At 64.3% G+C, this 11,859-nt stretch carries 11 protein-coding genes; 4 read left to right on the top strand and 7 right to left on the bottom strand.

Going from position 1 to position 11,859, the window contains the following annotated elements; genetic code table 11:
* Positions 1-52: 52 nt before the first annotated feature.
* A complete protein-coding gene (locus tag AADH62_RS03490) occupies positions 53-766 on the top strand; it encodes a VIT family protein (RefSeq protein ID WP_341578277.1) in 714 nt (237 codons plus the stop codon).
* A 38-nt stretch (positions 767-804) separates the two neighbouring features.
* Here the strand turns inward: AADH62_RS03490 and AADH62_RS03485 are convergent, their stop codons facing one another.
* The 7 genes from AADH62_RS03485 to dnaA all read right to left on the bottom strand — a co-directional run bounded on the left by AADH62_RS03485 (position 805) and on the right by dnaA (position 10,610).
* Positions 805-1,206: a DUF3566 domain-containing protein gene (locus AADH62_RS03485; protein WP_341578276.1), complete on the bottom strand. Its 402-nt coding sequence runs from the start codon at positions 1,204-1,206 to the stop codon at positions 805-807.
* Positions 1,203-3,770 (bottom strand): DNA gyrase subunit A, encoded by a 2,568-nt coding sequence (gene gyrA, locus AADH62_RS03480; RefSeq protein ID WP_341578275.1) that lies wholly within the window; start codon positions 3,768-3,770, stop codon positions 1,203-1,205. The genes AADH62_RS03485 and gyrA overlap by 4 nt, the downstream gene beginning before the upstream one ends.
* Positions 3,771-3,808: 38 nt before the next feature.
* Complete coding sequence (gyrB, locus tag AADH62_RS03475) at positions 3,809-5,848, bottom strand: DNA topoisomerase (ATP-hydrolyzing) subunit B (RefSeq protein WP_341578274.1); 2,040 nt, start codon at positions 5,846-5,848, stop codon at positions 3,809-3,811.
* A 121-nt stretch (positions 5,849-5,969) separates the two neighbouring features.
* On the bottom strand, positions 5,970-6,461 hold the full coding sequence (locus tag AADH62_RS03470; RefSeq protein ID WP_341578286.1) for a DUF721 domain-containing protein: 492 nt from the start codon (positions 6,459-6,461) through the stop codon (positions 5,970-5,972).
* A 2-nt stretch (positions 6,462-6,463) separates the two neighbouring features.
* Entirely contained in the window at positions 6,464-7,660 is a 1,197-nt protein-coding gene (recF, locus tag AADH62_RS03465; protein WP_341578273.1) for a DNA replication/repair protein RecF, read from the bottom strand.
* Positions 7,661-7,706: 46 nt separating this feature from the next.
* Positions 7,707-8,858 (bottom strand): DNA polymerase III subunit beta, encoded by a 1,152-nt coding sequence (dnaN, locus tag AADH62_RS03460; RefSeq protein ID WP_341578272.1) that lies wholly within the window; start codon positions 8,856-8,858, stop codon positions 7,707-7,709.
* 453 nt (positions 8,859-9,311) lie between these two features.
* Positions 9,312-10,610, bottom strand: coding sequence for a chromosomal replication initiator protein DnaA (gene dnaA, locus AADH62_RS03455; RefSeq protein ID WP_425355637.1), 1,299 nt, complete (start codon positions 10,608-10,610; stop codon positions 9,312-9,314).
* A 419-nt stretch (positions 10,611-11,029) separates the two neighbouring features.
* Here dnaA and rpmH point away from each other — a divergent pair, with 419 nt between their 5' ends.
* Genes rpmH through yidD form a run of 3 tightly spaced genes read left to right on the top strand, consistent with a single transcriptional unit; the run spans position 11,030 to position 11,857 of the window.
* Positions 11,030-11,167, top strand: coding sequence for a 50S ribosomal protein L34 (gene rpmH, locus AADH62_RS03450; protein ID WP_193597422.1), 138 nt, complete (start codon positions 11,030-11,032; stop codon positions 11,165-11,167).
* A gap of 7 nt (positions 11,168-11,174) precedes the next feature.
* The gene (gene rnpA, locus AADH62_RS03445) at positions 11,175-11,510 is read left to right on the top strand and encodes a ribonuclease P protein component (RefSeq protein WP_425355636.1); all 336 of its coding nucleotides are present in this window, start codon (positions 11,175-11,177) and stop codon (positions 11,508-11,510) included.
* Positions 11,507-11,857, top strand: a complete 351-nt coding sequence (yidD, locus tag AADH62_RS03440; protein WP_341578270.1) for a membrane protein insertion efficiency factor YidD — start codon at positions 11,507-11,509, stop codon at positions 11,855-11,857. The genes rnpA and yidD overlap by 4 nt, the downstream gene beginning before the upstream one ends.
* Positions 11,858-11,859 lie beyond the last annotated feature (2 nt).

The following is an 11,859-nucleotide window of genomic DNA, read 5'->3' as shown; positions in this document are numbered from 1 at the left end:
CTTAGCCGATCCTTCATTGCGTGCCGCCATGGCTCGTTGTTGACTGAGCGGCGTGACAGACGCTACGCACACCCACGAACCGCACGCGACCGGCGTCAGCCAGAAACTGAACTGGCTACGTGCGGGCGTTCTCGGTGCCAATGACGGCATCGTCTCCGTCGCCTCGCTCGTGGTCGGCGTCGCCGGCGCCACGACGGATACGCCGGCCCTCTTGCTCGCAGGTGTCGCGGGCCTCGTGGGTGGCGCGATCTCGATGGCCCTCGGCGAGTACGTGTCGGTCAGCAGCCAGCGCGACAGCGAGCGAGCGCTCATTGCGAAGGAGCGGCGTGAGCTCGCCGAGATGCCCGCGGAAGAGCTCGAGGAGTTGACCCAGCTCTACCAGGAGCGAGGTCTCAGTCGGGATACTGCGGTGAAGGTCGCCAAGGAGCTCACGGCCCACGATGCGCTCGCTGCTCACCTCGAGGTGGAGCTGCACATCGACCAAGACGACCTGGTGAGCCCGTGGCAGGCAGCGTTCTCCTCTGCCGTCGCGTTCACGTTCGGCGCGCTCCTCCCCCTGCTGGCGATCCTTCTTCCGCCGCCGGAGTGGCGGGTTCCGGTCACCGTCGTGGCAGTGCTCATTGCGCTGGCCGTCACCGGCTCGATTTCCGCACGCCTGGGAGGCGCATCGCAGGGACGCGCGGTGCTGCGCCTGGTCATCGGCGGTGCGCTGGCGCTAGCTGCAACCTATGCGATCGGCACACTGCTGGGCACGACCGTCGTATAGCCCGGCTTCCACCGGGGATGCCGCGAGCGAGCGCCGCGTCAGTTCGAGGTGAATCCGACGAGCAAGCCGCCCGTGACCTTCACCGCGAGGTTGTAGATACCGGCAACGACGGCACCCAGGACGGTGACGACCACGAGGTTCAGGATCGCGACGATCGCCGAGAACGCCAGCACCTGCGGGAGGGACAGCACTGCCGACAGCGAGAACGTGCCGTCGGTGAAGCTGCCGATGAACTCGTCAGCCTGACCGATCAGGCCCGTCGTCTGCAGGATGAGGAAGATCAGCACGAAGAACACTACGGTTGCGATCGCGATCGCCACGGCAGCCAGGAACGACAGCTTCACGGCCGACCAGAAGTCAAGGTAGACAAGGCGCAGGCGCACCTGCTTGGTCGTGGTCTTGCTGGACTTCTTGGCGAGTTTGTCGGCTACCGTCGTCATGCGTCGGGACTTCCTTCAACGTTCTGGGGGGAGGCGGCGTCATCCGACGCATCCGTGGCCGCGGTGACTTCTGCCACAACCCGCTCTCCGTTACGCGCGACCGCGATGATGCGATCCTCGTCATCGGGGCGGGCGAAGACGACACCCATGGTGTCGCGACCCTTGGCGGGGACCTCGGCCACGGCAGAGCGTACCACCTTGCCGCTGGCAAGAACCACCAAGACCTCGTCGTCCTCCGAGACGATCAAACCGCCCGCGAGGACCCCACGATCCTCGGTCAGCTTCGCGACTTTGATGCCGAGGCCGCCGCGGCCCTGCTCACGATACTGGGCGACATCCGTGCGCTTCGCGTAGCCGCCCTCGGTGACGACGAACACGTACCCCTCGTCGCGAACCACGGATGCCGACAGCAGGCAATCATCTCCACGGAACGACATTCCCTTGACGCCCTCGGTCGCCCGTCCCATGGGGCGAAGCGCCGAATCCGTCGCCGTGAACCGCAGCGACATGCCCTCGCGGCTGATCAACAGGATGTCGTCGCCCTCGTCCACGAGCATCGCGGAGGTCAATTCGTCTCCGGCATCCTCACCCTCGCCTGCGCGCAACTTGATGGCGATCACGCCGCCCTGGCGGTTGGTGTCGTATTCGGTCAGGCGCGTCTTTTTCACCAGGCCGCTGCGGGTGGCAAGAACAAGGTAGGGCGCTGCCTGGTAGTCACGGATGTCGAGGATCTGGGCGATCTCTTCCTCGGGCTGGAGCGCGAGGAAGTTCGCGACGTGCTGGCCCTTCGCGTCGCGGCCGGCCTCGGGAAGCTCGTACGCCTTCGCGCGGTACACGCGGCCCTTGTTCGTGAAGAACAACAGCCAGTGGTGGGTCGTCGTCACGAAGAAGTGCTCCACGACGTCGTCAGCCCGCAACTGCGCACCCCTCACACCCTTACCGCCGCGGTGCTGCGACCGGTAGTTGTCACTGCGCGTGCGCTTGATGTACCCGGCGCGGGTGACGGTGATGACCATCTCTTCTTCGGGGATGAGGTCTTCGACCGACATATCGCCGTCGTAGCCGGGCATGATCTCGGTGCGTCGGTCGTCGCCGAAACGGTCGACAATCGCGGTGAGTTCCTCACGGATGATGGAACGCTGGCGCATCGGGTCGGCGAGGATCGCCTGGAAGTCCAGGATCTGAGCCTCGAGCTCGGTGGCCTCGTCGATGATCTTCTGTCGTTCCAGCGCTGCGAGCCGACGCAGTTGCATCTGCAGAATCGCGTCGGCCTGGATGTCGTCGATCTCCAGCAGGTCCTTCAAACCCTCGCGCGCATCATCGACGGTTGCGGAGCGACGGATGAGGGCGATGACCTCGTCGAGCGCGTCGAGCGCCTTGAGGTAACCGCGCAGGATATGCATGCGCTCTTCGGCCTTGCGCAGGCGGTATCGGGTGCGCCGGACGATGACCTCGACCTGGTGCTCGATCCAGTAGCTGATGAATCCGTCCAGCGGCAGCGTCCGCGGCACACCGTCCACGATGGCCAGCATGTTCGCGCCGAAGTTCTCTTGCAGCTGCGTGTGCTTGTAGAGGTTGTTGAGCACAACCTTCGCAACCGCGTCGCGCTTGAGGACGATGACCAGGCGCTGCCCGGTACGACCCGACGTCTCATCACGGATGTCGGCGATGCCCGTGATCTTGCCCTCGCGGGCAAGGTCCCCGATCTTGACCGCGACATTGTCGGGGTTGACCTGGTACGGCAGTTCGGTGATGACCAGGCACGTCCGCCCCTGGATCTCTTCGACATTGACCACCGCACGCATCGTGATCGAGCCACGGCCGGTGCGGTAGGCATCCTTGATGCCCTTCGTTCCGAGGATCTGTGCGGCTGTCGGGAAGTCAGGCCCCGGGATGCGCTCCATGAGCGCTTCGAGAAGTTCTTCGCGGGAGGCATCGGGGTGCTCGAGCGCCCACAGTGCACCGGCCGAAACCTCGCGCAGGTTGTGCGGCGGGATGTTTGTCGCCATGCCGACCGCGATACCCACCGATCCGTTGACCAGCAGGTTCGGGAAGCGGGCCGGCAAGACCACGGGCTCCTGGGTCTGACCGTCGTAGTTCGGCTGGAAATCGACCGTCTCTTCTTCGATGTCCCGGACCATCTCCAGCGCGAGCGGCGCCATCTTGGTCTCGGTGTATCGCGGTGCAGCAGCGCCCTGGTTTCCCGGGGTTCCAAAGTTCCCCTGGCCGAGCGCAAGGGGGTATCGCAGCGCCCACGGCTGCACGAGCCGGACGAGGGTGTCGTAGATCGCCGAGTCACCGTGCGGGTGGTACTGACCCATGACCTCGCCGACGACGCGCGAGCACTTCGAGAAGGACTTGTCGGGGCGGTACCCACCGTCGTACATGCCGTAGATCACGCGGCGGTGCACGGGCTTCAAGCCATCGCGCACATCGGGAAGGGCGCGACCAACGATGACGCTCATCGCGTAGTCGAGGTAGGACCGCTGCATCTCCAGCTGCAGGTCGACCTGGTCGATTCGACCGTGGTTGTGCTCCGGCTCGGGACGTTGTTCGTCTGCCATGTCTGTCTCTACTTCGTCGTTTCGATGTGCTCGCGTACTCAGATGTCCAGGAAGCGGACGTCTTTCGCGTTTCGCTGAATGAACCCGCGGCGCGACTCCACGTCCTCGCCCATGAGAATCGAGAAGATCTCGTCGGCGGCCGCCGCGTCATCGATCGTGACCTGCCGGAGCGTCCGGGTCTGGGGATCCATCGTGGTCTCCCACAGTTCCTCGGCGTTCATCTCACCGAGACCCTTGTAGCGCTGGATCGCGTTGTCCTTCGGGATGCGCTTGCCCGCGGCAGCTCCCTCGGTCAACAGCGCGTCACGCTCCCGATCGGAGTACACGTACTCGTGCGGAGAGTTGGACCACTTGATCCGGTACAGCGGAGGCTGCGCAAGGTAGACGTAGCCGGCTTCGATAAGCCCGCGCATGTAGCGGAACAGCAGGGTCAGCAGCAGCGTCGTGATGTGCTGACCGTCGACGTCGGCATCCGTCATCAGCACGATCTTGTGGTACCGCGCCTTGGCGATGTCGAAGTCCTCACCGATGCCCGTGCCGAAGGCCGAGATCATCGCTTGCACTTCCTTGTTGCCGAGAGCCCGATCCAGGCGCGCCCGCTCGACGTTCAAGATCTTTCCGCGAAGGGCGAGAATCGCCTGCGTGTGAGGATCGCGACCACCGACAGCCGAACCGCCGGCCGAGTCCCCCTCCACCAGGAAGATCTCACTGATCGACGGGTCCTTCGAGACACAGTCCTTGAGCTTGTCGGGCATCGCTGCCGACTCGAAGACGCTCTTGCGCCGTGCCGTCTCGCGAGCCTTGCGCGCGGCAAGTCGCGCGGTCGCGGCGTCGATGGCTTTGCGGATGACGTTCTTGGCCTGCGCGGGATTGCGGTCCAACCAGTCCGTCAACTGGTCGCCGACCACCTTCTGCACGAAAGCCTTTGCCTCGGTGTTTCCGAGCTTCGTCTTGGTCTGGCCCTCGAACTGCGGCTCAGAAAGCTTCACCGAGATGACGGCGGTGAGTCCTTCGCGGATGTCTTCACCCGTGAGGTTGTCGTCTTTCTCCTTGAGCATGCCCTGGGCACGGGCATACCTGTTCACCAGGGTCGTCAACGCCGCGCGGAATCCCTCTTCATGAGTTCCGCCCTCGTGGGTGTTGATCGTGTTCGCGAAGGTGAACACATTCTCGGTGTAGCTCGTCGTCCACTGCATGGCGAGCTCAAGCGAGATGTGGCGATCGGTGTCTTCGGACTCGACCTCGATGATCTCGTCATTGACGACCTCGGTCTTGCGCACCTTGTTGAGGTACTCGACATAGTCGACGAGCCCGCGCTCGTAAAGAAAGTCATCGTGGGGCTGGGTAGCAGCCGTGCCGCTGGACTGGTCGTCGACGACGTAGGCGGACTCCGGACGCTCGTCTCGAAGCGTGATGCGCAGCCCCTTGTTGAGGAAGGCCATCTGCTGGAAACGAGTGCGCAGGGTGTCGTAGTCGAAGTGGACGGTGTCGAAGATCCCGGCATCCGGCCAGAACGTGATGGTCGTTCCGGTCTCGTCGCTCGGCTCACCCTTCTCGAGCGGCGCGAGCGGGGTGCCGCCATCACGGAACGACTGGCGCCAGACGAATCCCTGGCGCTTGACCTCGACCTCGAGGCGGGTCGAGAGGGCGTTGACGACAGAGGAGCCGACCCCGTGCAGACCACCGGAGACCGCGTATCCGCCGCCGCCGAACTTTCCGCCGGCGTGCAGCACCGTCAGCACGACCTCGACGGTGGACTTTCCCTCGGTGCGGTGCATGTCGACGGGGATTCCGCGGCCGTTGTCGACAACGCGCACGGCACCGTCTTCGAGGATCGTGACCGTGATCGTGTCGCAGTAGCCGGCGAGCGCTTCGTCGACCGAGTTGTCGACGATCTCGTACACGAGATGGTGAAGGCCGCGCTCACCGGTCGAACCGATGTACATACCGGGCCGCTTGCGCACCGCCTCCAGTCCCTCGAGGACCTGGATCGCGTCAGCTCCATACTCGTTCTGGACCTTGCCGGCGTTTGCGAGCTGCGGATCTTCGGGAACGCTTTCCGGGACTTCTGAGGGCATGGTGAGAGGCGCTCCACATCGACGATAGGACTGTTGGTCAGTCTATCAAGTCCAGGCTCCGTTCGAGCGCTCTACGGGCCTGTGGCGCGATGAAATTCGTCGCGACGTCCCGGGAGGTGGTTCAGCCGTAGGTATCGCGTGGACCGCGGCCTGGAACGGCTCTCGGCCCCCATTTCCAGGAGGGGACGTCCGGCCCGATGAAGCGGACGCTCTCGACCCCGGCATCCGGGAAGCGACGAATGATCTCGGTGAGGATCTGTGAGCGCATGTTCTGCAGCTGCCGGGCCCACGCTGTCGAATCGGCCTGGACGGTGAGGATGCCGTCGACAAAACCGACCGGACGGGTGTGGCGCGCTGTTTCGGCCCCCGCCACCTCGTTCCAGGTGAGAACCACATCTTCCCGAGCAAGCTGTGCGTCCCACCCGGCTTCCCGGGTGAGAGCGGTGAGAACATCGCCGACACCCTTCGGATCCCGGCCCGGAGTGAACGGCTCGTTCTCGTCATCCGTTCGACGCCGGCGTCGCCGCGCGACACGGGCAGTGGGGGCGAGCCCTCGCAGGCGCAGGTACGTGGCGATGGTTTCGGGTATCGAGGATGTCTGTTCCGCATCCATGCTCACGACGAACCTCCCACAACCGGACCGTCTGCCCCGGTGCCGGGTGAGGTTCCGGAACCACTCAGGGTGCCCGCCTCGACACGGACAGTGCCGACGCGAAGCTCAGTAGGAACATCCTGCTCAACCGCGGCAGTCACGATGACTTGTTCGAACTGGCCCACGATGTCGGCGAGGCGCACCCGACGACCCGCGTCGAGTTCGGCGAAGACATCATCGAGGATGACGATCGGGTCACCGAGCTGCGACTCAGCTCGGAGCAGGTGAGCCGACGCAATGCGCAAGGCCAGGGCCAGCGACCACGATTCGCCGTGCGAGGCGTAGCCGCGTGCGGGCAGACCTCGAAGAGAAAGCAACAGATCGTCCCGGTGCGGACCGACAAGGTTGACCCCGCGCTCCAGCTCCGACGCGCGCTTCTCGCGCAGTGCGGCGCGGAATCTCTCGAACAGGTCACCGGTTTCGGTGACACGAGCCGGTCCCTCATCGTCATCAGGATCGGCACCATCCACAGACAGCACCCACCGCGCGTCCGGCGTGTGATCCGCGCCGGCTATCGATGCGTAGGCATCAGCGATGGGTCCCGCGAGGTCCCGCACGAGCGCCTCGCGCGCGCGCATGATCTCGACCCCGAGAGCGACGAGTTTGTCATCCCACACATCCAGGGTCGGCAAGGCCTCAGCGTCCAGGCGCCGGGCCCGGGCCGATTTCAGCAGCGCACCCCGTTGCTTGAGAACGCGATCGTAGTCGGCAAGCGTCGCCGACAGTCGCGGGTATCTCTGCACGAGAAGCTGGTCAGCGAATCGGCGCCGCGCGCCCGGATCACCGCGAACGATCTGCAGGTCCTCCGGCGCGAACAACACGACATGTGCGTAGCGACCAAGTTCGCCGGTGCGGATGCCGGTTCCATTCACCTGCGCACGGTTCGATCCCTGCCGATTGATCTGCACATCGACGTTCAACCGACGTTCACCGTGGGCAAGGGTTGCCCGAACGATCGCGAACTCCGAACCATCGCGCACCAGCGGAGCATCCGATGACACCCTGTGGGAGCCGGCGGTCGCGAGGTACGCGACAGCTTCCGCAAGGTTCGTCTTGCCCTGACCATTGCTTCCGACCAGCACCGTCGGTCCGGTGGAGAGCTCGAGCTCGGCGCGAGCGTAGTTGCGGAAGTCGGTGAGACTCAGCCGCTCGACGATCATCGGTACAGGCTATCCGCCAGGAGGGACGCGCAACCCGCGTCGGGGATCAGCGCAGCAGCAGGTTGGGCTGCAGCAGGTACTTGAAGGAGTCCTCGCCCGAGCGATCAACCGAGGTCTGCGCGGTGATCAGTACCGGACTGAGCTTGTTGGCGTTGTCGCTGGAGGTGAAGGTCACCCGTGCGAACTCGCTGCGAACCGCACCGAGCGCCTCGAGCAGGTACTGGGGGTTGAGGCCCAGCGTGACATCGTCACCGCTCAGCGTCGCATCGACAGACTCGGTAGCCCGCGCCTGTTCAGTGCCGGCGGCATCCATCGACACGCCCTCTGCAGTGAACGTGAACCGCAGCGGTGCCGACCGGTCCAGGACCAGCGATACACGCCGGACCGCTTCGGCGAACTCCGAGGTGCTCACGACGGCGTGATGTTCGGTCTGCTCCGGGAAGAGCCTGCGCACCGGCGGGAAGTTGCCCTTGATCAGCAGCGACGTGACGGTCTTGTTGCCCGCGGTGAACGCGATGATCTCGCGATCGCCACTACCCGAGAACGCGATGGAGATCTGCCCCGAGTGCGCGAAAGTCTTGCCGACCTCGGTGAGAGTGCGCGCGGGAACGAGTGCCGTCGCGCCCTCTTCGGATGCTCCTCCAGCGGGATCCCACGGGATCTCGCGCAGCGCGACACGATAACGGTCGGTGGCAACGAGACTCAGGCGGGTACCCGAAACCTCGAGCTGAACGCCGGTGAGCACCGGGGTGACATCGTCGCGAGAGGCCGCGAACGCGACCTGCGCAATCGCGGTGGCGAAATCTTCGGCCGGGACGAGACCCGACTCGCCGGTGACCTCGGGGATTGCGGGGTACTCAGCGACCGGCATGGATGCCAGCGTGAAGGTCGCTGACCCGCAGGTGAGCAGGATGCCGCCGTCATCGTCGACGCGGACGGTGACGGGAGCGTTCGGCAGTCGGTTCGCGATCTCGGACAGCAGTCGTCCGTGGACGAGGATCGTGCCCGGGTCATCGACAGTCGCCTCGATGAGGGTTCGCGCCGATGCCTCGTAGTCGAAGGCCGAGAGCGAGAGGCCGTCTGCGCTGGCCTCGATCAGGATGCCCGCGAGGATCGGCTGCGGGTTGCGTTGTGGCAGCAGCTTGACGACGAACGACACAGCCTCGCTGAACACATCGCGGTTTACTTCGAACCTCACGTGCGCTCCCTCGATCCGGTTGGGCTCTCCCATGCTAGTGCCCACATGTCTTGTGACCTCAAGAGATCCACGGGCGCTTACGTCCGAAGGGCACGCTCGGACTTAAGGTCATCGAATCGGATTCATTCAAGAAGTTCTTTGTCATGGTGTTAACACCTGTGGGAACTGTGGATGAATCGTGCGATCCCTTGCGCCGAGCCGAAACCACATTCGTGTCATTTGTGGAGGGGCTGCGGATGAGTCGTGTGAAGCCTCGGGCTCGAGCTCACATCTCACGCTCGTGTTCCACAGGTCACGGAAGCTTCACTCACAGCTGAGCGTGCTGCTTCCACACTTATCCACAAGTTATCCACACTGTGGGGAACGCGTATTTTTGTGCCAGCGACGGCGCGGTGTCAAGTGAGAATCCATGAGCCTCCTATGAGACCCGGATGGCGCGCGCGAGAAGAGGCCTTAGCGACCGTTTCGACCGAGCTGGGCGGTGATCTCAGAGACCTGGTTGTAGATCGAGCGACGCTCCTTCATGAGGTCGCTGATCTTCTTGTACGCGTACATAACTGTGGTGTGGTCGCGGTTTCCGAAAAGTTGACCGATCTTGGGTAGTGACAGGCTCGTACGTTCACGGCAGAGGTACATAGCGATCTGACGAGCCGTGGCAACGGCCTGCGAGCGGCTCGATCCGTACAGGTCATCGACCGAAAGCTTGAAGTAGGTGGCAGTGGCCGCGATGATGTCGGTCGGTGAGACGACGTTTGCGTCATCCTGATCGATGATGTCGCGCAGCACTGTCTGAGCCAGCGAGATATCGAGGCTCGAGCGGTTCAAGCTGGCAAACGCCGACACCCGGATGAGGGCGCCCTCGAGCTCACGGATGTTCGACGAGACTGCGGTGGCGATGTACTCCAGGACGTCGTCGGGAATGTGGAGCCGCTCGCTCTGCGCCTTCTTGCGCAGGATCGCGATGCGGGTTTCGAGGTCGGGCGCTTGAACGTCTGTGATGAGCCCCCACTCGAACCGGCTCCGCATCCGATCCTCGAAACCGGTGAGGTGCTTGGGCGGCACGTCGCTGGTGATCACGACCTGCTTGTCGTGGTCGTGGAGCTGGTTGAACGTGTGGAAGAACGCTTCCTGCGTTTCGGCGCGGCCCTGCAGGAACTGGATGTCATCGATGAGCAGGATGTCGACATCCCGGTATCGAGCCTGGAACGCGGCGCCGCGGTTGTTGGCGATCGAGTTGATGAAGTCGTTCGTGAACTCTTCGCTCGAGACGTACCGAACCTTGATGCCGGCATAGAGGCTGATCGCGTAGTCGCCGATCGCGTGCAGGAGGTGGGTCTTGCCGAGCCCGGAGTCTCCGTAGATGAAGAGGGGGTTGTAGGCCTTTGCGGGAGCCTCGGCCACGGCGACGGCTGCCGCGTGCGCGAACCGGTTGGACTGGCCGATGACGAAGTTGTCGAAGGTGTACTTCGGGTTCAAGCGCGTGTCGGTGCGTGAGGAGGTGCTCGTGGATTCGACGACGGGTTCGTCTGCTGCGCGGTGCATGGATGCCGCGGGCGCCGCCGCCAATGGCAGGACCGCAGTCAGGTGAGACTCGGCCAGGTCAGGGTTCACGACGACACGGAAGGCCGACACGCTCTCGCCACTGCCATCTTCGGCGTGTGCGAGGGCTTCGAGGATCGGCGCGCGCATCCTCTTGTTGATCTGCGCGGCGGTCAGTTCGTTCGGAACATCGAGGTAGAGGGTGCCGCCCATGACGCCTTGAGCTACCGCGAGATTGAGGAACCCCTCCAGCTGCGGGGTGATCCGATCGTCTCCACGCATGATTTCCAGCGCGGCGGTCCAGACCGGAACATCCGGAATCTCGTGGGTCGACATGGCCCCCCTCAGGCTTCAGCGGCATCGGTGCGGCGAGCCCGTCCCCGGCTGTGGATAACTTTCGGAGCAACGGTAGTCAGCGGCATCCGTCAGCGCAAAATCAACTGTAGACGCGATGCGCGTGTCGTCTCCAGATGGTGGATGACGCTGGGGATAATGTCTCTTCCCCTCCGCTCGGTTTGAGTTCGAGCGCTGCGCGACGTACCCTTAGTCGGTTGACTTGTGCCCTCGCGGCAGTCCCCGATTCATCGTCCCGGTGTGAGCATCCCGGCGACACCTCATCCGGAAGTGATCTCATGAGCAAGCGTACGTTCCAGCCCAACAACCGCCGCCGCGCCAAGAAGCACGGCTTCCGCGCCCGCATGCGCACCCGCGCCGGCCGTGCCATCCTCTCGGCTCGCCGCGCCAAGGGTCGCAGCGAACTTTCGGCCTGACCTCACAGTGCTTGCGCGCGCCCACCGGATCACCCGGGGCGCGGACTATCGTTCCGTCGTCCGCCGGGGTCGCCGGTGTGTGGGCGCGCATCTCATGAGCTACACGGCGGTTTCGGTGGATGCCACTCCGTCGCGGTTCGGGTTCATCGTCAGTAAGCAGGTGGGTTCTGCTGTCACCCGCAATACGGTGCGCCGCCGGCTGAAGGCGATCAGCGCGGGTCTCCTGGACGAGATTCGCCCCGGCTCGCAGGTCGTCATCCGTGCCTTGCCCGCCGCAGCCGACGCACCGTACGAGGTCCTCGCGGGCGAGGTAAGGCGTTGCCTCACGGGAGAGCACCGATGAGTGAGTTGCCCTCGTACGCTCTCGGCCATGCTCACCTCAACGCTGTCGACGCTGCGCGTGCGCTCCCCCTTGTTCCCCGTAACGCTGTGCTCGCGCTGCTCCACGGGTACCGCGCGACGATCTCCCACCTTTACGGCGACGTGTGCCGGTACTATCCCTCGTGCTCGGCCTATGCCGTGGGTGCAGTACAACAGCACGGCGCTCTCAAGGGAGCGGCGCTTGCTGCGGCACGGCTGAGTCGATGCCATCCGTGGGCGAAGGGTGGCGTCGATGACGTTCCACCCCACGAGCACTTCCCCTTCGATCTCACCCGGCACGGGTTCGTCGTGCCACGCAGAAAGGACTGATC

The organism is Microbacterium schleiferi (genome assembly GCF_038150145.1).
In the GTDB taxonomy this organism is placed as follows: Bacteria; Actinomycetota; Actinomycetes; order Actinomycetales; family Microbacteriaceae; genus Microbacterium; species Microbacterium schleiferi_B.
Note: the sequence above shows the minus strand (reverse complement) of the source record. Positions and strands in the feature narration are given on the sequence as shown.

Coding starts and splice junctions, on each gene's coding strand:
- AADH62_RS03485 (WP_341578276.1), bottom strand. CDS start 1,206: ATGACGACGGTAGCCGACAAACTCGCCAAGAAGTCCAGCAAGACCACG.
- gyrA (WP_341578275.1), bottom strand. CDS start 3,770: ATGGCAGACGAACAACGTCCCGAGCCGGAGCACAACCACGGTCGAATC.
- gyrB (WP_341578274.1), bottom strand. CDS start 5,848: ATGCCCTCAGAAGTCCCGGAAAGCGTTCCCGAAGATCCGCAGCTCGCA.
- AADH62_RS03470 (WP_341578286.1), bottom strand. CDS start 6,461: ATGGATGCGGAACAGACATCCTCGATACCCGAAACCATCGCCACGTAC.
- recF (WP_341578273.1), bottom strand. CDS start 7,660: ATGATCGTCGAGCGGCTGAGTCTCACCGACTTCCGCAACTACGCTCGC.
- dnaA (WP_425355637.1), bottom strand. CDS start 10,610: ATGGGCGGCACCCTCTACCTCGATGTTCCGAACGAACTGACCGCCGCG.
- rpmH (WP_193597422.1), top strand. CDS start 11,030: ATGAGCAAGCGTACGTTCCAGCCCAACAACCGCCGCCGCGCCAAGAAG.
- yidD (WP_341578270.1), top strand. CDS start 11,507: ATGAGTGAGTTGCCCTCGTACGCTCTCGGCCATGCTCACCTCAACGCT.